Raw genomic sequence first — 21299 nt, 5'->3', positions numbered from 1 at the left:
ATGCAAGACGACAAAAAAACACTATGGAAAGTCATCGGAGCCTCCTCTCTTGGCACGCTCATCGAGTGGTACGACTTTTTTATTTTCGGCAGCCTCTCCATTGTTCTCTCGACTAAATTCTTTCCGGCAGACAATCCGACAGCGTCCTTTCTCTCCACATTGGCTACATTCGCGGCCGGATTTGTGGTACGGCCGTTTGGTGCCCTGTTCTTTGGCCGGTTGGGCGACCTCATCGGGCGAAAGTACACCTTTATGGTTACCCTGATGTTGATGGGCGGCGCAACGTTCCTGATTGGGTGCACCCCCGGATACGAGACAATAGGCTTTTTTGCTCCACTCATCGTCTTGATTCTCCGGCTGCTGCAGGGACTGGCCCTTGGCGGTGAGTACGGTGGCGCGGCCACCTATGTCGCAGAGCACAGTCCTGTCGGACAGCGTGGATACTGGACGTCCTGGATCCAAACCACAGCGACATTCGGTCTCTTCATCTCGCTGGTAGTCATTCTTCTAACGCGTCTTATCCTTTCGGAGCAACAGTTTGACAGCTGGGGATGGCGGGTACCTTTTATTCTGTCGATACTGATGGTATATGTTTCTTATCTCATCCGAAAAAATATGGATGAATCGCCGGAATTCAAGAAGGCGAAATCAGAAGGAAAAACGGCAACCAACCCGCTCAAGGAGAGTTTCGGCAATAGATACAATCTTAAGTTTGTACTGTTGGCACTCTTCGGTGCGGCAATGGGACAGGGCGTCATCTGGTATACCGGGCAGTTTTATGCCATGAGTTTTATGAAGACGGTTATGCTGCTGGATACGGATCAGGCAGATCTGATACTCGGCATCGCGCTACTACTGGGCACACCTTTCTTCGTTGTCTGCGGCAGACTTAGCGATAAACTCGGGCGCAAATGGGTCATGCTGGCCGGCATGCTTTTAGCCATCCTCACCTATAGGCCCATCTATGAAGCCATGTACCAGCTTACTAACATCCCCGCCAAAACGGAGGTTGCCGGCAAAGGCACGTCCAGCGTCTCAGTTGTCGATCGGGAAAGCGGAAAGGTGGAGATTGCCGAAATGACCAGACTATATACCGACGGCACACGGGTAGTACATACGACGTTTACACCCGTAAGCCAAGATACGGGAGATCCGCTGAAGGATGATCAGCTGCAGACAACCGCCAAAACGACCGTCCACATCAGCGGGAAAAATTACGTGGCACTCGTCGCGCTTATCTTTATACAGATTCTATACATAACACTGGTATACGGGCCGATAGCCGCCTTCCTCGTCGAAATGTTTCCGGTAAAAATACGCTACACGTCGATGTCGCTACCCTACCATGTCGGCAACGGCATTTTTGGAGGTCTCCTACCGGCTGTATCAACCTATCTGGCTACGAACGCGAAGATCAATGGAGCCAGCGATTTCTATCTGGCCGGCTTATGGTATCCCATTATCATATCAGCCGTTTGCTTTATTATCGGCGCCGTATATATTACATCCTCAAAATCTCAAAATTGATCATGGAAACACTAAAAAAAATATTAGGTATTGTTTGGATCGCTGCGGCCGTTTTGACTGCCTATTTCTGTATCTTCCAGTTTGGCCTCCCCAAGTTGAACACGGGGCATCAGGAAGACCTCGTATTCGGCATTATCATCCTATTCATCTTAACCCCTATTATTAGCATCGGGCTAGCCGTCTTCGGGTACTTCGCCCTCACCGGCGAGTACAAAGAAGAAAAAAAATAATTTTGTTCATTGACTATCAAGCGACTACAGGCAGGCCCCGAAAAAATTTCGCCAAACACTATTTTTTTCCTACTTTTGTCGCGGGCAAGTCTCCTACGGCCAGCTCCCATTGACTCCCCCAGGTTGGGAACAAAGCAAGGGTATTTGGTTGAGCGGCGCGATAGGAGTAGCTTGCCCTTTTTTATTTGTTGAGATCATGAGAGGCGCTATTAAGCGCTTTTTTTGGGCCAAACAGATCCATGTCATCTTATACATTTACACCGAGCACGGTACATTGAACCGATGTAACTTTACTTCGTCGTAAATAACCGTGCAACATACTTCTTCCTGTCATCCGCATCCTTCATCTCACGTGCCATAGCCGCCATGCAACGTGACAATGCAGCCAAATAAGGTACATTTGCCGCATGTTCCAGGAGGTGGATAGCGCTGCGGTCGTTGACCGTGGTGAAGCCACACCAGGCTGATTTGCACCTAAAGGGTTAAAGCGAAATCCCCAGACGAGCGATCCGCTATGATTTTTTACGATATTTTTCGTTTATTTGTAGTCCGAATTATCGAAAACTTATGAGTTGGTTTAAAAGAAGCAAAGCAGGTATCAGCACTGCTACTGAAAATAAGAAGGAAGCTCCTGATGGCATGTGGAACAAATGTCCAAACTGTAAAAAGCCATTATTAAACAGCGAGCAAGTCGAGAATAAGTATGTTTGTCAGTACTGTGACTACCACATCCGTATAGGCTCCGCCGCTTACTTTTCCATCCTTTTTGACGACAACAACTTCACAGAACTGTTTGGAAATCTGACATCCGGAGACCCGTTGCAATTCTCCGACACGAAGCCCTATCCGGTCAGGCTCGCAGACAGCCAGGCGAAAACAGGCCTCAAAGATGCCATTCGCTGCGGACACGGGAAGATGGAAGGAAAAGATATCGTTATTGCCTGTATGGATTTCAACTTCATCGGAGGATCCATGGGTTCCGTTGTCGGCGAAAAAATAGCCCGTTCCATCGATTATTGCATAGCGCATAAAATCCCTTTCATGCTCATCTCAAAATCAGGAGGAGCCCGTATGATGGAGGCCGCGTTTTCATTAATGCAGATGGCAAAGACCTCAGCCAAACTAGCTTTACTTGCTAAAGCAAAGATTCCTTACGTTTGCCTGTTAACAGATCCTACAACGGGAGGCGTCACGGCGTCTTATGCTATGCTTGGAGATATCAATATCGCTGAGCCCGGAGCGTTAATAGGCTTCGCAGGTCCCCGTGTCATCAAAGAAACAATCAAAAAAGATCTGCCGAAAGGATTCCAGACCTCAGAATTTGTTTTGGAACACGGATTTTTAGATTTTATTGTCGACAGACGTCACCTAAAATCAAAAGTTGCGGCCTACCTGCGGCTAGTCAATTAGCGATAAACAACATACACATATACGACCAAGGCCGCTTCAAACGAGGGGCCTTGGTCGTATATAGGATATCGTCTATTCCCGCAGAAACCACCCGCTTCACCACATCAGGCCGCAACCATTAGATCGCTATAGATAGAGGAGGAAGGCCCACGGTTTTCGTTTTTTCAAATAGTGCTGGTCCTTCTCTCCGGCATATGCTTCCCGCTCGAAACAGATGTTAAGGTAAGCCTTCCGGAAGCGGCCGTATCTTACGTAGCGTATAAGAAATTCCAGCAGGTACCACAGATAAAATGGAATTACCAACATCTCCAGCGCCTGGCGGATATGAATGCGTTCGTGGTTCACTAACACGCGATCCTGAGAGAACGAGCGATTTAACACGAAAATAAATGGAAAGACAGTTACCGCTGCAGCTTTCCGCGCCGAAAAGAGGTTCGTCCAGAATTTATTAACAATAAGAATGCCTCTCATACTCCCTCAGAATTACGTACGCCCCATTTGTCGATACACATTCAAGTTTATAAAAATATCCACATAAAGAAAAAATTTTGTACATATTGCTCGCTAATCCCGTCAGGTATGTGCCCCGCCTCTCAAGTGTTGTTATGCAGGTACAGCACTTCCGTCGCGCGATCTTTCGAAAACGCATTTTTTATACAGCTACCATATATTGCATATAAAAGGAAATTTATCTAAGTTTGTTAAAGCACAAAGTAAACTATGCCGTACAAAGAACGCGAGATAAACAAGTTATATTATACTATGGGTGAAGTTACGGCCATGTTCGGCGTAAACGCTTCACAGATAAGATTTTACGAGCGCGAGTTTGATATTCTGCAACCGAAAAAAAACAAAAAAGGAAACCGTCTTTTTACACCGGAAGATATATCTAACCTGAAGATTATCTTTAACCTGGTAAAAGACAAGGGGTATACGTTACAGGGGGCTCGGGACTATTTACGTTCGAATAAGAACGAAGTTAAAGAAAACCAGCGGGTCATCGACTCGCTAGAACGTTTGAAGAAATTCCTGCTGGAGGTTCGCGACAGCCTTTAAGCTAACGCGCGCCTAACTCGATGACCTCCAGATTTTCTATCCGCTCATCGCGGATATCAAAGCGCATCAAGGTACGGACTTTATGCCAGCCCTGTTTTCCCGCTGCTCCGGGATTCAGATGCAACAACCCCAATTTGGGATCATACTGCACCTTTAGGATATGGGAATGTCCACAGATAAAAAGCTTCGGTGGACGCGAGACAATCTCCGGCTTTACCTGTGGAGCGTAGCGTCCCGGATAGCCTCCGATATGGGTCATCCACACATCAACACCTTCACAGACAAACCGGTTATGTTCCGGACAAGCCATGCGGACATCCCGACCATCGATATTCCCCCACACACCCCGAAAAGGCTTAAAAGCTGTCAATGTATCGACAACCGCAATGGAACCGAAGTCGCCCGCATGCCAAATTTCATCGCACTGATCAAAATACCGAAAAACCGCATCGTCCAGATACCCATGCGTATCCGAAAGGAGTCCTACTTTCATCATTTATTAGTAAAGTACAGTACATGACAAAAAATCTGCCGGATCCTGCGAGGTACTGCCGCGAAGCAGCCCCCAGGAATATATGCGAGCCCCCGTAGGCTGATGCAACCGCCCTGATGAACGCGGTTCCCCGCCATGCCATTTTTTGTCTCCGGTTTTTGTCATGTACCAAAGTTAAAAAGCTAAAAAATAAGGTTGCAAGATGTCTTTATACCGCTGCGTATATACGCCCTTTCCGGCATAGATAACAAACAAATCGCTCCGTAGCACGTTCGCTGCCCTGCCAAAGCTGAGCAGTCTCCTTATGGGTTCCTCCCCCGGGAAGGAGCAGATAGACAGTTCCTCCTGCAGGAAAAGTCCTTCAGGCAGGATGTCGGCCAGCATATCGGCCACCGTTACCGGCACTATACATTGAAACTTGCCATTCCCACTGAGATTTCTTTCCACAAAAGACAGCAAGCGCTCGAAAAAACCGTTGTCTGCGTGCTTCGCCATCTTCCTTCTCGGATCGGGATTATGCAGCGAGTTTGTATAAAACGGTGGATTCGAAACGATAAGATCGTAAGGTTCGGTAGGCACCGTGTCTTCAAACGCGCCACCAATGACATGAAGCCGCTCCGAAAAGACCGACCGTCTGAAGTTTTTATACGCCTGCATGCTGGCATGCTCGTCTATCTCTACCGCATCGATGCTAGCCTCAGGATATCGTTGCGCGATCATCATCGCTATCACCCCCGTGCCCGTTCCGATGTCCAGCACCCGCCGGGCGTCTGGCCCCTCTGCCAACGCCCCCAGTAGTACCCCGTCGGTATTGATTTTCATGGCGCAGTCGCCTTGGTCTATTTCAAACTGTTTAAAACGAAAAACGGATCCCATACTATAAAACGTAAAGTTACGTTAAATTTCCTGCCTTCTGAATGCTCTTCTTTCAGAAGCGGATTTATTTTCATATTTTGGCGTACATTATTTGACCATGGCTAGATTTCTAACTTTTCTCCTTGTGCTGCAAGCATTTACCCTCCCATTATATTCGGAGGCTAAGGCGACAGAAGACTGGCAGGACTGCGAGCAAATCACGAAAATAGCACTGGAAAAGCTGATTCCCATCCTTCAGAAAAACGATTTCACCAACCTCGAAAGCACGTTGGCCACCATACAGGGTACCTGCGGCGAAAACGAGTTCACACAACGGATGCGGATTCTCCGTGCCCTGATTGAGAAGAAATCTACGGGAGCACTTATTGCCGATTACCTTGCTAAAAACTATCACGAAGTGTTGGTGATGCGTTGGGATTATGCGCTCGAGCAAGAGTATCGCAGCATCTACCAAAACAATAAGGCGGACTTCAACTATATACCGTTGCGCCACCCTATCGATTCCCTGGTCAAACTAAAGGCGACGGCTTTGCTCAACTCTACCTCGTACAATCTGACGGAACAGGAGGAGGACATTGCGTTTCTATTCGCAGATCATATAGACGAGTTTTATCAGGCCTATGAGGAGCCTGCACCGAAACAGACCCCCCGAGCGTCGGCTGCCCCCGTATACTACGAGGACCGCTCCGGTATAACGCTCTATGCGGGGGTGGAATTCCCAATCACGGGATCCAGCCCGGTATTCAAAGCTAGCCCTGTTTTCGGCGTTATGTATTCATCCAAACTATCCTCCCCGTTTCTTTATGAACTAGGCGCAAAAATACGAGTAAACAGCAACGACCGCGATTTCGAGTACCTATTATACGACGCCGTAGAAGTCGTGAACTCGTCGGCTTCCCTGGCGCTTGGCGGAAGCGTCGGCTATAAATTATTGGACGCCGGGAGTTTTATTCTGTACCCTAAAGTGGGGCTATTTTGGGAAACCACCGGCACGGGTTTGACAGAAACCACCGGATATTACGAAGACCCATATTACTATGACGGAGGAGGCAACGTACGCTTTCACAACGTCAACACGATGCGGACATCCCTCGCTCTTTCCATTATGCGGCACCTGTCAATGAAGAAATATATCGGGCTGGAACTGGCGTACCACTATATTCCGTACAACTGGGACAACAATTTGTTGACATCGATTCAGCCTAACTACGCCAGCGCGCAGCTATTCTTTCGCTTCTAGGACAAACCACCTCACAGCACATGCCCTATGTTCCATGTTCCGGATCCTTCTGACAGCTGCTAATGCTTCAGCAGCCGCTGTATTTCATCCAGTTTCATCAATGCCTCAACAGGCGTAAGCGTGTTGACATCCAAGTTGTTTAACATATCACGGATTTTCTCAAGAATAGGATCATCGATGGCGAACATCTGAAGCTGATAGGCCTGCTTCTGTATTTTACGCATGCTATCTTTGATCTGTTCTCCTCCTGTGCGTTCCTGTTCCAGGCGCTTAAGTATTTCGCTGGCGCGACCTATGAGCTTTGGCGGCATACCGGCCAGCTTGGCCACATGTATACCAAAGCTATGCTCGGACCCTCCCGGAACGAGCTTTCGCAGAAAGATCACCTTATTATTTACCTCTTTTACAGTAACGTTAAAATTCTTGATCCGCGGCATCGAAGTCGTCAGTTCATTCAGTTCGTGGTAGTGTGTGGCAAACAATGTCTTCGCCCGCGCTGTAGGGTGGTTATGCAAGAACTCGGCGATAGCCCAAGCAATAGAGATACCATCATAGGTGCTCGTACCCCGTCCGATCTCGTCCAGCAAAATCAGCGAACGGTCTGAGAGGTTATTCATGATACTTGCCGTCTCGTTCATCTCCACCATGAAGGTAGATTCGCCGGAGGAAAGATTATCTGACGCGCCCACGCGGGTAAAAATCTTATCTACCACACCTATAGAAGCCTCTTTAGCAGGCACGAAGCACCCGATTTGAGCCATCAGTACAATAAGTCCGGTTTGCCGCAGCAAGGCCGACTTACCCGCCATGTTCGGTCCTGTGATAATGATAATCTGCTGCGATACCGGATCAAGAAAGGTATCATTCGTAATGTAGTCTTCGCCCAAAGGAAGGTTCTTTTCGATAACGGGATGGCGACCTCCTTTGATATCTATAATTTTGCTATCTGAAACGGCCGGCTTCACATAGTAGTTTTTCTCGGCGATAAATGCGAAATTCAGCAGCACATCAAGCTTGGCTATGAGCTGGGCATTTAGCTGTATAGGCTTGATATAGTTGGCAATATCCATCAGAAGTTCCGCGTAAATCCGGCTTTCAATAACCTGTATTTTTTCCTCCGCACCTAATATCTGCTCCTCATATTCCTTCAGTTCTTCAGTGATATAACGCTCCGCGTTGACCAGCGTCTGTTTCCGTATCCAGGAAGCAGGCACCTTGTCCTTATGCGTGTTGGTTACTTCAAGATAATAGCCAAAAACATTATTGAAAGCAATCTTCAACGAAGGAATCCCGGTTGCTTCGGCCTCCCGACGCTGGATTTCCAATAAGTAGTCCTTTCCACCAAAGGCCACCTTACGCAACTTGTCCAGTTCGACATCCACACCGTCGGCGATCACATTCCCCTTGTTCAGCGCGACCGGAGGCTCCGCCTGCAGGGTTTTTTCCATCTTATCGCGAATGATATGGCAGGCGTTCAGCTGTTCGGAGATTATCCGCAGCGGTTCCGATACCTCTATGTTGATCAGTTCCTTCACCCTTTCTATAGCATGCAGTGCACGCTTTAGCTGAATGACTTCCCGCGGATTGGCCTTCTGCAGACCGATTTTTGAAATCAACCTCTCAACATCGCCGACCTGTTTGATCTCCTTGATCAACTCATCCCGAAGGTCGCGGTTATTAAAAAAATAATCGACGACGTTCAACCGCTCTTCGATAGATTTCAGATCTTTTAGCGGCATCACCATCCATCGTTTCAGAAGACGCGCTCCCATAGGGGAGGCCGTTTGATCCAGAACGTCGGATAGTGTTGTTGCATTTTCGTTAGCCGAGCCAATAAGCTCCAGGTTGCGGATCGTAAAGCGGTCCAGCCACATAAAGCGATCTTCTTCAATGCGGGAGATCTGGGAGATATGCTGTAGGTTGCGGTGTTCTGTTTCATTCAGGTAATGAAGAGCAACGCCGGCCGACACGATGCCAAGCGGCATGCGCTCGACCCCAAACCCTTTCATCGACTTTACCTCGAAGTGCTTGAGTAGAGTCTCTGTCGCATAATCCCCCGTATAGGGCCATTCGTCTAACGTGTATGTGTAATAGGAGCTGCCGAATTGCTCCAGAAAGTCCTTGTATTGTTTTTTGGGAAGAATGATTTCCGTAGGTTTAAAGCCCTGTAACAGCTTATCCAGATAGCTCGCATTGCCTTGTGCAACCAAGAATTCTCCGGTTGATATATCCAAAAACGATATTCCATACTGATTCTTTTCACTAAAAATCGAGGCGAGGTAGTTGTTGGATTTCTGTTGTACGATATTATCGTTGTACGATACGCCGGGCGTGACCAACTCGGTAACACCGCGCTTCACGATCGTCTTAGTCTGTTTCGGGTCTTCCAGCTGATCGCATATAGCAACCCTTTGCCCCGCGCGCACCAACTTTGGGAGGTACGTTTCCAACGAATGGTGAGGAAACCCTGCCAGAGCGGTCTCGGACTCCGACCCGTTCCCTCTTTTTGTCAATACAATACCTAAAATACCTGCTGCCTTAATGGCATCTTCCCCAAATGTCTCGTAAAAATCACCCACTCTAAACAGCAATAGCGCGCCGGGATATTTGGCCTTAATTGTATTGTATTGCTGCATTAAAGGAGTTTGTTTCTTCTCTTTTGCCAACGGTTTTCTGATTTTAGTGTGCCGTAAAAATAAGGTAAATGGTGCGATTTGGCAAGTTGGTGAGCATCCTTTTCTATTTGGAACATAAGGCCCACGAACTTCGCGGAAAATAGAATGTCTCTTATTTTTTTGCAGAAATTGGACTAGCTTTGCAGGATAAAAGCAAATGTGATGGCAATCAAAAGGTCCAGGCTCAAGACAACGAAGAAAAATACACCGAAGAAAAAGCCTAAACGGCATTGGAAACACAAAGTCGGCATTTGGATTGCCCGCATCGTGATTTTGTTTATTGGATTTTCTTTGTTCTGGGTGTTGCTGTTGACTGTCATGAACCCGCCTGTTACCTACCTTCAGCTGAAAAGAGGCTTCGAACGAAAAGCCGCCGGCAAAACATGGAAGATAGAAAAAAAGTGGCTGGACTATGATGAGCTATCAGACAACCTGAAGCGTGCTGCCATCGCGGGGGAAGACGCTCATTTTTTGACACACAACGGCTTTGATACCGACGCCATCAAGCAAGCTTTCGAAAAAAATCTTGCCGGCAAGAAGCTGCGGGGTGGCAGCACAATCAGCCAACAGGTTGCCAAGAACGTATTTCTTTGGCCCGAACGCTCATGGCTACGGAAGGGGCTGGAAACATACTTTACGGTACTGATCGAAACCTTTTGGAGCAAGAAGCGTATCCTTGAAGTCTATTTAAATGTTATCGAGATGGGCCAAGGCGTATATGGAGCCGAGGCGGCGGCCCGTTACTACTTTCAAAAGTCGGCAAAAAGCCTGACCAGAAAAGAGGCCGCCCTAATTATAGCGATTCTTCCAAGTCCGCAAAAATGGGATGCACGGCGTCCGTCCGCATATATCAACAGGCGGGCCAACAGCATCGTCCGATATATGAATTACTATACCATCCCCAAATAGCGACAGGCACGCTGGCTCTCAATACCCCAGCACGGGGGGGATTAGTCTTTATAGATACGGATATCAATATGTCCATCCTCGGTAATGGCTCCCCTGTACATTCCTTCCGTATTGAAAGGCATGGTTACTCCGCCATGTCGGTCGAGAACAATCATACCGCCGTTGCCTCCTAAATCTCCAATTTTTTTTATCACCTGTGCAGCAGCTTCCGCCGCCGTTGACGCTCCATACTTTAGCTGCGCCGCAACATCGTATGCTGCTACCGTCCGTATATAATACTCGCCCCAGCCGGTACATGAAACGGCGACCTGGTCATTGGCGTATGTTCCCGCTCCGATGATGGGAGCATCTCCGACCCGCCCATATTTTTTATTGGTCATTCCTCCGGTAGACGTGCCGGCAGCTAAATTTCCGTTCTGATCCAAAGCCACGCATCCGACAGTGCCAAACTTTTCGTCCACATATTTTTTTTCCCGGATTTGAAGCGCCTGATGGTCTAGCTCCGTCTTCTCCGCATCCCGTTGGCGTATCCGCTGCAAAGCATCCCACCGCGGCTGCGTCCAGAAATAGGACGGGTCGACGATCGTCACACCATGGGCAGCCGAAAATTCTTCTGCCCCCGCTCCTATCATGAGTACATGCTCTGACCTTTCCATTACGGCCCGTGCCGCGGTTATGGGATTTTTCACAGTATGCACACCCGCCACAGCCCCCGCCCGTAAGGTGCTCCCATCCATGATAGAAGCGTCTAGTTCGTTCTGGCCTTGATGATTAAATACCGCGCCCTTTCCCGCATTAAAAAGCGGTGAGTCTTCCATCACCTGTATCGCAGCAGATACCGCGTCTATACTTGACCCGCCCCCTTTCAATATCCTGTAGCCAACCCTCAGAGACTCCGAAAGCACTGCCTGATAAGCTTTCTCCAAAGAGTCGCTCATGTTCTTCTTAAGGATAGTTCCCGCACCGCCATGTATCGCCAGGACATATTTCGGATTATCGTTTTCCTGCCCCCGGGCAGCAGGAAAGCCAATATTGAGCAACAACCATAAAACGAGGATATTTTTCATCATACTATCTGATCTTTATGTTTTTTAAGTGAATGTACTAAATCCCAAAGGTATATCCATAAAAAAGATCGGGAACTTTTCCGTCCCCGATCTTACAATTGCTTATCCGACGCATTTTTATTTCAGCTCGATAGACAATACAGCTTTGTCGATGCCGGCAGAAACGTCTAGCGTCAGCATATACGTGGCACCCGCCGTCAGCCGCTTGTCCGGCATCACACCTAGATTGCCGGGGTCACGGCCGTTTTTACCATCTCCTATAAAAATGAGGTCACTGCTTGTGGAGAGGCGTTCATTTGTAAACTCTCCTCCCCATCCTTTTTGATGGAAGAACTTGAAATTAATAGCGTCCGCACGGATCGTTTGTCCAGCGACTACGGTCACTCTATACTTCTTTCCGCCAATAGGAGCTAAACATAGCGCCTTTTCGGTGACCCAGCCGACTTCATTACCCAGACTAGGCTTTCCGATTCCCTCTCCAATGATCCAGATCGCACCGCTGCCATCCTGCCCCAGTTTCGCGGTTTCGTCGCCATCCATGGCTTCCACAATAAAATACTTCTTGTCAAAGTCCGCCGTGATCCGATACTTTCCCGACAGCGCATTAAAGAGTAACCTACCGCTATCCTCTCTTATGAAGTCAGGATCTATCCACCATTCGTCTAACGTAGGAATGTTTGTAAATGCGATCTCCTGATCGGCCGTCAGAGTCAGGTCTGCAGCGTAATGGGTATCATCCAGCATACGCATTTCAACACCGTTTACCTCATAACTTTGGAACGGTGCAGCTTCGTAGGTAAACGTGTTGAAGGAAATGGTATATACGCCAGGCGTTAGGTAGGAAAACGGGATTTGCTGTGTGCTTCCTTCCACAATCTTCCCGTTATCCCATCCGAAGGTTATGTTATTACCGTTCGCACCCACCGCCGGTGCTTGAATAAACGCCCTAACCTTTTGGGGCAGCTCGCCGGTCACGGCATATTGGTTAATTCCCGTCCTTTCCATGCGTATCGTTGTATTTTCGGTAACTAAATCGATGTAAGGAAAGTCGGGCCGTGTCAGTTCCAGGTCCTTCGTTTCGATGGCCTCGACCATACCCACATTTTGCAATACAAATCTCAGTTGCGCAGTGCCATCTGGAATATCTTTGAAAAACGGAACGAACAATTTACCACGGTAATCTCCATAATTTTTGGTCCTTATGACCGTCTCGCTCACTTTATCTCCGCTAAAATAGAGCTCGACTTTCAAAGTGGATAACGCCGTCCCATCGTCAGCGACGGACACATAAAAAGACAGGCTATCTCCAAAATGAGCTTCTGTCGTCACTTCCCTGATGGACAGCTTTGGGGCACCGCCGCCGAGCGGGTATTTAAAATCCTCTTTACAGGCGACGGCTACCGCCGCCGTGAGAATAGCTATTAAAAATATTATTATCTTGTTCATCTGTACTGGTCATTCGTCAGTTACTAATTTTTCCTTGCCGTTCAGGTCATTGTTTCCATTTGAAGGACACCACAGACTGCGCCGGGACTTCATAACCGAAGAAACGCTTCCCGTCACTAAAGGTAATCCGTTTGTTGGTCTGATTGTCATTGACCATTACGACCGCATAGCTATTGTCCGGATTTTTAAAAGCGGAAAGCACAATCCCTTCTTCCTGGAAACCTTCCGTTCCGATCCGGACGGCTCCCGGCTGAATGACGGCAGATAAATGTCCTATAATGAAATAGTGCGAATTTTTCCGGATCGTCTTGTAATCATCAGCATTGATATCGACAGCGCCATAGCAGGTCTGACAGCCGCCCTCGCGGTTAGGTCCGCGTTCAGAATCCAACATAAGATTCCACACGATGACGGCTCTGCTCCAATTGTTAATCGTTCCCAGGCCCACCTCCTTCATGTCGTCCAAAAGCCTGACTCCCAAATTTTGCCCATTATTCCACGTTCCGATAGAAGTTTCCGTGAATATTAATTCTTTTTCGGGGGCTCGTCCGTGTATATCGAGGAGTTCTTTCTTATCCCCTCCGTAGTTGTGATAGGCAGCCCCAGCAAAGAAGTGCGCAGCTTCTGGATCGGCATAGATTTTAAGCGGATAGTCCTCTTGGCTGGCAATATTGTCGTAGTTATAATTATGATCGAAGGCGTAGATTTTAGTCTGCAATCCGGCCTGCCTTAACTTGGGTCCTAATGCATCTCGCACAAAGTCACGTTGCTCATTCCAGTACATTAACATAGAAGCCGAGTTGCCGGGGTTTAATGGTTCATTCTGCGGTGTGATAGCATGTATTGCAATGCCCTCCGCTTGCATGGCCTCAATCCACTTCACAAAGTATGTTGCGTAGTCCTGGTAATACGCTGGATTTAAATGTCCGCCGGTCCACGAATCGTGTGCCTGCAGACGGTCCAGGTCGTTCACCTTCATCCATCTCGGTGCTGTCCATGGCGAACCAAGGATCTTAATAGAGGGATTAATGGTCAAAATTTCCTTCAGTACTGGTATTACATAATTCTTCTCCTCGTCCTGTAAGGCAAAATGTTCGATGCCCGGAATATCATTAAGCGTATATTCACTCAAGGAGAAGTCGGAACATCCGATGGCGACACGGATATAGCTTTGCCCCATTCCGTCCTGTACAGAGAAGGTTTCCTTAAGAAATCTGCTCCTATCCGACGCACTCATTTTGAGTAAGTTGTAAGCTGTAGAACCCGTTATGGCAGAGCCGAAGCCATCCATGGTTTGGTAGCGTATCTGTTCGTTCAGTCGCACCGTTCTTGGCGACATATTTGTACCTTTACCAAACTCGGTATACGACTTTCGAAATTCCTGGGTACGGGCCGCTGTCGTCGTGTATACCAGCACATCTCCCGTTGTCGCCGGCGGTACCTCCGGCACGATGTCGGAAGGCCCGCTCGATCCGCAAGCCATGATCATCAGACTGAATAAACTTCCAAAAAGTATTGTTTTCTTTATACGTTTCATTGTAATTATATTTTAGGAATTGAACATAAGCCTTGCCACAGCCTATTGCTGAATTCTCTTGTACATGTTAATAGCCTAAATTCTGTTTAAGGTTCGGATTTTGATCGAGAATACGTTGCGGTATCGGTAGTCTATACGAGTAGCTGTTAAACGGATACACGCGGCTTCTACGTCCTGAATCCCTGTCGTATACGGTATTCATAACCGGCTCGACCTTATTCAGCCGTACTAAATCGAACCAGCGCTGTCCTTCGAATGCCAGTTCGAGACGCCTTTCCTTGAGCAATGCCTCGGACAACGCGTCTCTGCTACTCCGCACCGAAGCACTTAGTCGAGGTAACTTCGCACGCGTGCGTATTTGATCAATAATTGCTGCCGCCGCATTTAGATCAGGATTGTCCCGATGGATCAGGGCTTCGGCTTTTAAAAGGAGGATGTCCGCATACCGATATTTAATGATGCTGTTGACCGCCGAGCGGATCTTGTACATAAAAGGATAGTTGTTGGCCGGATAATAGTTGCTCCACGTAGTTTGATAAAAGACCATGGACTCGCTGAAACGGATCTGGTCTCCTTCCGATTGGAAAGCGTTGATTAAATCTCTTGACGGGGTGACCCATTTCGCCCAGGTAAAATTGGCGTCGTAGTTGGTCAAATCGCGGCCGAACATCCAAGTTACCCAATTTCCGTTTCCAGCGAAGAACTGCCCTTCGAGAATAGACTCGCTCGTATTTCTTTTTCTTGCGTCCGTCTTATCGTCGGTCATGCCGAAAAGGTTAGCAAAATCTTCCTCCAAAGCAAATCCGTCGGAAGAAAGCTCATCTGCATACTGAATCACTTTGTTATAGTCGCGTAGCGGCTTTTCTGCATACACTTTAGCTAATAAGGCCCTAGCAACGGATTTACTAAATCTGGTTTTGTCTGTTGGGTTGTTGGCGGGCGCGTCAGGAATAGCTTCCAACAGATCTTTTTTGATCTGCTCGTAGACTTCCTTTTCTGATCGCTGCTCGGGAAAGTATGAATCATACACTTCCTCTATATTCTCCGAAGTAATATCACGCGCCACGGTCGTGATAATAGGCACATCGCCCCAAAGCCTTACCATATCGAAGTATACCATCGCTCTAAAAATCTTCGCTTCAGCTTTGAACTGCCTACGCTCCGATGTCGTTAACGTATTATCGGCTACGGAATCTATGTAAACTATAAGCTTGTTGGCGCGGGCAACATCCTCCATATAGCGCTCCCAGTCGCGGGCTAAAACAGAGTTCGAACCTTCAATGGAATTGTTTTCAAAAGGAAGCACTTCTGCCCCCGTGGTGCCGGCATAGGCGTTGTCGGCGTGCGCGTCGCCTACCAGCAGCAGGTCGAGGTACCAATGTTCCTGGCGGTCCCGAATCTGATCGTACAACGACTGTCGATGGCTCAGAACTGCAGCCTTATCTTTAAATGCCACAAATTCACCCACCTCGTTTATCCCTTCGGTGACATCCGAATAGGAGTCTAACGGATCCTTTATCAAGGAACACCCACACAGTGCCGTCAACGTACTTACACAAATAAGTATATGAAAAAAGAATCGTTTCATGATCTTCGATATTAGTTTTTAAAACTCTAGGTTCAATCCTGCAACAAACGCTCTGTTTTGCGGATACGTACCCCAGTCAATGCCTTGCACAGCTCCGTTGTTGCCCCATTGATTCACTTCGGGATCAAATCCCGTGTATTTTGTCACAGTCAGCACATTACTCACAGAAATAAACGGCTGTAGCTTCCGTATGCCAAGGTTTCCTAAACGTGCACTATTAACATCGTATGACAACGAGATATTTTTTACTCGTAAATAACTTCCGTCTTCCACGAAATAACTGGAATTTTTCAGGTCAAAGCCAGCTTTCGGTACCACCGTCTGTTGTCCTGGTACTCGCCACCTCTCCAATACGCGCACCGACTGATTCTTTCCATCATACATTCCTTCTGTTTCTATACGTGACGCATTAAAGACGTCGTTCCCATACGAGCCTTGAAGGAATACGCTCAGGTGAAACCCCTTGTAGCTAATATTATTGGTTAAACCAAAGATGAAGTCTGGGTTCGGGTCACCAATATACGTGCGGTCCGAAGATGATATACGTCCGTCTCCGTTTATGTCTCTGTACATCAGCTCACCTGTTTCCGGATCGACACCATCGCTTATATACCCGAAAAAGCCTCCTAGGGGCCGTCCGGGTTCATTTCTCACCACATCCTCACTAATGAAATCGGATGTACGGGCGGCACTGTAGATTTTCTGCAGTTCCAGATCTACCAGCTTGTTTCGATTGAACGAAATATTAAAATCTGTAGACCAACGGACATCGTTAACCAGGTTTTTACTGCTTACATTCAGCTCCAATCCACGATTGGTCATTATCCCCTCGTTACGCATAATTGAACCTACCTCAGCGGCACCGGTTGGTACCTGCGCAAACATCAACATGTCTTTTGTTCGTTTATGGTAGTAGTCCAGATTTATGGTTAGCCTATTCGAGAAGCCCGTAAAGTCTACCCCCACATTTGCCTGTGTCGTTGTTTCCCACCGCAGGTCACGCGTGCGTAGATTCGCCTGATTAATTGTCGGCAAGGCGTTTTCCTGACCCGTGACAAACCACGCCACGCGGTTTATCCGGTACATCTGGAGATAGGCATAATCATTCAGTCCTGATTGATTACCGGTCTGTCCCCAGCCGCCTCGGATTTTCAGATCGTTCAGCCACGCGACGTCAGCCAAGAAGTTCTCCGCAGATAAACGCCAGCCGGCAGAAACTGATGGGAAGGTTCCCCACCTATAGTCGGGATGCAACTTTGACGACCCGTCGCCCCTTAAGTTAGCTGTTAATAAATATTTTCCGTCGAAGTTGTAGGATATACGGCCGAAAAGCGACATGATGGCCCACTGCGAGGCCCCCGATCCTGTCTCAGTCCAGGAAATCCTGTTCGCAACATTTAGCGTCTCGATCAGATCATTTCTGAAGTGCGAACCATTAATCCAACTGTTTCGGTAGTCAGAAGCCGTCCAGGATGTTCCGGCCATTACGTCGACTCCGTGTTTCCCGTACTGCTTGTTGTAGTTAAGTACATTGTCGAACGTAAGTACAGTGTTCATATTCCGACTGTCGGACGCCTGTCCGTATTGTGTTCTTCCCCAGCTCGTGGAGATAGGATCTAAAAACGTAGTCGTGAGTCCATTCCGGCGGTCTAAAGATAGCATAGTTCTAAAGTTTAACGCCGGGCTAAATGTCACGGTAGCGCTTCCGGAAGCAATAATACGATTCTCACGCCCCTTATTATTCTTCGTCCGGGCGATATTCTCCAACGGGCTGGTGATATTCACACCATAAAAATTCGTGTTGTAATGCGACGGATTATACGGGTCCCACACTTCGGCATAAGTAGGTGTATTGATGACCGCAAGAACGACGCCTCCGCGGTTGGCTCCGTTTCCGGTATTGATGCCGTTGCGGTTGTCGTCGGAGTATGCAATATTCGCATTAATCTTCAACCAATCCCGAACGTTGTTCTCAATATTTCCCCTGAAGTTGTAGCGCCGATAAAAAGAAGATTCAATGATACCCGACTCATTCAGGTAACCGCCAGAAAGGAAGTAACGCAGTCTATCCGTTCCATCGGCAATAGACAACTGATAATTTTGCATGAGTCCGTCCGTGAATGTTTCATCAAACCAGTTCGTGCGATCGGGTAGCCCTTCCGGCAGATGAACAACACCGATTTCGTCCTGAAGTTCTTTATACTGAGCTGCATTAAGCGATTCTAACTTACTGATTACCTTATTCTGGGTGGCCTGCATATTAAACGCTATTTTCGCGTCGCCCGCTTTTCCCTGCTTCGTGGTGATCAACACCACCCCGTTTGCTGCCCGTGATCCATAGATTGCCGCAGAGGACGCGTCTTTAAGGATCTGCATATCCGCGATGTCGTTTGGAGAAAGGAAGTTGAGGTTATCTACCGGCACACCATCAACAACATACAACGGATCGTTGTTGGCGTTAAAGGAGGTCGTACCACGAATACGTATAGAGGTTTCTCCTCCCGGAGCCCCATTAGGCTGGATAACGGATACGCCCGCTGCCCGTCCCTGAATAGCTTGTCCCGCAGAGACGATGGGACGTTCGTTCAGGTCGTCTAATGACACGCTTGATATCGCCGTGGTAACATCTCTGCGTTTCACCGACCCGTAACCGATAACCACAACATCTTCCAGCGACGATGTGTTCGGTTGTAGAAGAACCTCGATGTAGTCATCTTGAATCACAAGCGTACTCGTCTCGTAACCGATATACGAGATCGTTAAGGTGGCGCCGCGAGGGACGTTCTGAAGACTGAAACTTCCGGACTCGTTGGTGGAAGTCGCCAAGGACGTACCCGTAACGGTAAGAGTTGCACCGGAGATCGGCGCGTCCGTCTGTCCGTCCTGCACTCTTCCCCGTATTGTTATACCCGTCTGCCCGAAAAGCGTGACCTGGGTGCATAACAAAACAAAGAAGAAAATAGGACGCGTCATTCTGATAAGAAATGCCATAGGTCTTATAATTTTATGTGTTGTTTGGAATATAATTGTGGTTCCGAAGAACGTAGCAAAGGTATATAACTCCTCTAACGGAATAAGCCTACCGGACGGGCACCGCGAATGAAAAGTAACCAAGAAAAACAAACAAAAACCTATCACACAGTAAGTTAGAGAAAAACAGACAATCCAAAAAGTAAACCAACGACACGTCTACATGGAACGAAAATCACCTATATTTCGGATTCTCTCTTCGAACTCATCCTTCGAGCCGGCGACCTTTGCCCGCACCTTTACCCGATAGTTATACACGGTACGTAAGGAGTAGCGAAGGAAAGATGCGATCTTAGCGGAGTCTGTAATTCCGAGCCGGATCAACGCAAATATGCGGAGTTCCGTATTTAGCAGTTCGCCCGTTTTTAGTATGATTCGTTCGTCGGGCCGCAATAGATTGTTGAAGTCGTCAATAAAGGAGGGGTACAGATTCAGAAAAATAATATCAAAATTATGGTATAGCTCTTCCAGCTCGTTTTTCAGCAAGTCTTGCGATTTCAAAAGCCTGCTTATCTCATCATATTGTTTGGCAGTAAACTTTTTGAGTAGCACTTTTCGTTGCTCGTCGATTTTATCAATATAGTTTGAGCAGAGGTCGAAAAACTGAGCGATGTACGCTTCCTTAATATGATTGGATTCCGAGAGGTCCCTATTTACGTCGAGAAGCTGGGCGTTTAGTTCTTTTAGTTCCTGATTCGCATCGTGGAGACTAGCCCGGGCTGCTCGAAGCTTTTTCAATTGAATATACAATATGAAGAGCGCGACAATCAATAAGAAGGTCAAAAAGCTAATGACAGCGAGGTTGTGCCATAACATACGTTTTTTTGCCTGCTCTTTGTCTTGAAAGGCCGCATTGATGATCGAATAAAATGAAGAATTTTCCAACGAACGGTAGCGGACATTACAAAACTCTGAGTCGTTGATCGCCTCTTGGATAAACAAGAATGCTCGGTCGATATCCCCCATTTTATAGAAACATTGGGCTAAGCTTTGCAGGGAAGCATTGTCCTTTACAACATTCTTCGTATCTGAAATGGCAGACAGAGCGAAATAGTACAATTGTCTATCAACGTCTCCTCTGTTTTTATAGATAACGCCAATTAGGTAAGCAATAAGTCCCCGTTCGGGCTGCTCGTCAGTTGTCGACTTCAAAAGTGTCTGTAGAATATGTTCAGCTTGCTCGGCGTCGTTCCTAAACAGGTACCGGGTTGCGATAGCCACCTGAAAATCCAAAGAGCCTGTATCAAGAACGGATAGAAGCGAGTCTCTGTACACTTCGCTCCTACGGAAATACAACTCGTTATCGCTACTTTGTCCATAGTGACTGTTAAACGCTGTATACGATTCAAAATACGCGGGCAAGAGCTCTTCTGCGAGTTCGTTTCTCCTGACGCTCCTCAACAATTGCTCACATTCGATAAACTTACCGGCAGATGAGTATAAACCAGCTAGGTAAATAGACGCTTGGTTTGTCGCGAAGGCATTTTTTTCCTGTTCGCCGAGACTCTTCACTACCGAGATATACTTAATCGCCGAGTCAATTTGATATTTCTTATATTCATCAGCTAACCGCAACGCAGTTTGCCGCTTTCGCAGCGCTGTCGGCTCTTGACGGAACGCTCTCTTTAATTGTTCGATCCGGGCGTTCTTATCCTGTTCGAAGCTCGCTTTCGCCGACAGAACATTCGACAGTTCCCACAAAGCGGAGTCTGCCTGCGCATACGCATCACAGCAACTCACCACAACCGATATACTAATGGTCAGGACATATAGAAAGAACAGCTTCATCTATGCTTTTAACCTTCCTCTTCTTCCCACCAGTCCGTTTTGAGTTCGTCGATTTCCCGCCGGTCCTTTTTTGTCGGACGGCCGGTTCCGCGATCCCGTTTTAGCACAGGAGCCTGGAACACCGACTTAAAAGCATATGTATCTTCGACAGGCGTCTGGTCTTCGTAAAACTGCACAGCTGTTTTAGCATCCACACGGCGTTCCAGCAGGCCAGTCACCTTAATCACCTTTCGCTCTACTCCTTTTTGTATGGCGTATACCTCGCCTACCTTCACAACATACGAAGGCTTCACGTTCTGTCCGTTAAGCTTGACGCGTCCCGCTTTACAAGCCTCCGTAGCCAAGCTCCGCGTCTTGAAGATCCGGATGGCCCAAAGGTATTTATCTATTCTCAGCTTTTCTGTTCCTGATTCCATAAACACAAAAA

At 47.6% G+C, this 21299-nt stretch carries 17 protein-coding genes and 1 other RNA gene; 7 read left to right on the top strand and 11 right to left on the bottom strand.

The annotated features are described in order from the left end of the window. The 4 genes from BC792_RS01100 (at position 1) to accD (ending at position 3167) form a co-directional block, all read left to right on the top strand. Positions 1-1527: an MFS transporter gene (locus BC792_RS01100; protein WP_148907130.1), complete on the top strand. Its 1527-nt coding sequence runs from the start codon at positions 1-3 to the stop codon at positions 1525-1527. 2 nt (positions 1528-1529) lie between these two features. Then, positions 1530-1757, top strand: coding sequence for a DUF6814 family protein (locus BC792_RS01095; protein WP_148907129.1), 228 nt, complete (start codon positions 1530-1532; stop codon positions 1755-1757). A gap of 82 nt (positions 1758-1839) precedes the next feature. Next, an RNA gene (ffs, locus tag BC792_RS01090) (signal recognition particle sRNA small type) lies at positions 1840-1937 on the top strand. A 387-nt stretch (positions 1938-2324) separates the two neighbouring features. After that, positions 2325-3167: an acetyl-CoA carboxylase, carboxyltransferase subunit beta gene (gene accD, locus BC792_RS01085; RefSeq protein ID WP_148907128.1), complete on the top strand. Its 843-nt coding sequence runs from the start codon at positions 2325-2327 to the stop codon at positions 3165-3167. 126 nt (positions 3168-3293) lie between these two features. Here accD and BC792_RS01080 read toward each other — a convergent pair whose 3' ends face one another. Next, positions 3294-3638, bottom strand: a complete 345-nt coding sequence (locus tag BC792_RS01080; RefSeq protein WP_246154746.1) for a hypothetical protein — start codon at positions 3636-3638, stop codon at positions 3294-3296. 249 nt (positions 3639-3887) lie between these two features. Between BC792_RS01080 and BC792_RS01075 the strand changes: the two genes are divergently transcribed. Next, positions 3888-4223 carry a MerR family transcriptional regulator gene (locus BC792_RS01075; RefSeq protein WP_148907127.1) on the top strand — a complete coding sequence of 112 codons (336 nt, stop codon included), beginning with the start codon at positions 3888-3890 and terminating at the stop codon, positions 4221-4223. 1 nt (position 4224) lies between these two features. Here BC792_RS01075 and BC792_RS01070 read toward each other — a convergent pair whose 3' ends face one another. Both BC792_RS01070 and BC792_RS01065 read right to left on the bottom strand, forming a co-directional pair. Then, the gene (locus tag BC792_RS01070; RefSeq protein WP_148907126.1) at positions 4225-4719 is read right to left on the bottom strand and encodes a metallophosphoesterase family protein; all 495 of its coding nucleotides are present in this window, start codon (positions 4717-4719) and stop codon (positions 4225-4227) included. A gap of 171 nt (positions 4720-4890) precedes the next feature. Next, positions 4891-5592, bottom strand: coding sequence for a tRNA1(Val) (adenine(37)-N6)-methyltransferase (locus tag BC792_RS01065; RefSeq protein ID WP_148907125.1), 702 nt, complete (start codon positions 5590-5592; stop codon positions 4891-4893). A 97-nt stretch (positions 5593-5689) separates the two neighbouring features. Here BC792_RS01065 and BC792_RS01060 point away from each other — a divergent pair, with 97 nt between their 5' ends. Further along, entirely contained in the window at positions 5690-6832 is a 1143-nt protein-coding gene (locus BC792_RS01060; protein ID WP_148907124.1) for a hypothetical protein, read from the top strand. Between the two features lie 59 nt (positions 6833-6891). Here the strand turns inward: BC792_RS01060 and mutS are convergent, their stop codons facing one another. Further along, the gene (gene mutS / locus BC792_RS01055; RefSeq protein ID WP_425262442.1) at positions 6892-9468 is read right to left on the bottom strand and encodes a DNA mismatch repair protein MutS; all 2577 of its coding nucleotides are present in this window, start codon (positions 9466-9468) and stop codon (positions 6892-6894) included. A gap of 201 nt (positions 9469-9669) precedes the next feature. Here mutS and mtgA point away from each other — a divergent pair, with 201 nt between their 5' ends. Then, positions 9670-10416, top strand: coding sequence for a monofunctional biosynthetic peptidoglycan transglycosylase (gene mtgA / locus BC792_RS01050; RefSeq protein WP_148907122.1), 747 nt, complete (start codon positions 9670-9672; stop codon positions 10414-10416). Positions 10417-10457: 41 nt separating this feature from the next. On the opposite strand, the gene BC792_RS01045 is transcribed toward mtgA, so the two are convergent. The 7 genes from BC792_RS01045 to BC792_RS01015 all read right to left on the bottom strand — a co-directional run bounded on the left by BC792_RS01045 (position 10458) and on the right by BC792_RS01015 (position 21288). After that, on the bottom strand, positions 10458-11486 hold the full coding sequence (locus BC792_RS01045; protein ID WP_211357440.1) for an isoaspartyl peptidase/L-asparaginase family protein: 1029 nt from the start codon (positions 11484-11486) through the stop codon (positions 10458-10460). Between the two features lie 114 nt (positions 11487-11600). After that, the gene (locus BC792_RS01040) at positions 11601-12929 is read right to left on the bottom strand and encodes a DUF5125 domain-containing protein (protein WP_148907121.1); all 1329 of its coding nucleotides are present in this window, start codon (positions 12927-12929) and stop codon (positions 11601-11603) included. A gap of 46 nt (positions 12930-12975) precedes the next feature. Beyond that, positions 12976-14466, bottom strand: a complete 1491-nt coding sequence (locus BC792_RS01035; protein WP_148907120.1) for a glycoside hydrolase family 30 protein — start codon at positions 14464-14466, stop codon at positions 12976-12978. Positions 14467-14533: 67 nt separating this feature from the next. Next, positions 14534-16054, bottom strand: a complete 1521-nt coding sequence (locus BC792_RS01030; RefSeq protein ID WP_148907119.1) for a RagB/SusD family nutrient uptake outer membrane protein — start codon at positions 16052-16054, stop codon at positions 14534-14536. Between the two features lie 18 nt (positions 16055-16072). After that, positions 16073-19045 (bottom strand): SusC/RagA family TonB-linked outer membrane protein, encoded by a 2973-nt coding sequence (locus BC792_RS01025; protein ID WP_148907118.1) that lies wholly within the window; start codon positions 19043-19045, stop codon positions 16073-16075. A 198-nt stretch (positions 19046-19243) separates the two neighbouring features. Continuing rightward, positions 19244-20872 (bottom strand): DUF6377 domain-containing protein, encoded by a 1629-nt coding sequence (locus BC792_RS01020; protein ID WP_148907117.1) that lies wholly within the window; start codon positions 20870-20872, stop codon positions 19244-19246. Between the two features lie 8 nt (positions 20873-20880). Next, on the bottom strand, positions 20881-21288 hold the full coding sequence (locus BC792_RS01015) for an RNA-binding S4 domain-containing protein (protein WP_148907116.1): 408 nt from the start codon (positions 21286-21288) through the stop codon (positions 20881-20883). Between the last annotated feature and the right edge of the window lie 11 nt (positions 21289-21299).

Source organism: Sphingobacterium allocomposti (assembly GCF_008124885.1).
Lineage (GTDB): Bacteria > Bacteroidota > Bacteroidia > Sphingobacteriales > Sphingobacteriaceae > Sphingobacterium > Sphingobacterium allocomposti.
The sequence above is the reverse complement of the archived record's forward strand: the minus strand, read 5'-3'. Positions and strand labels throughout refer to the sequence as shown.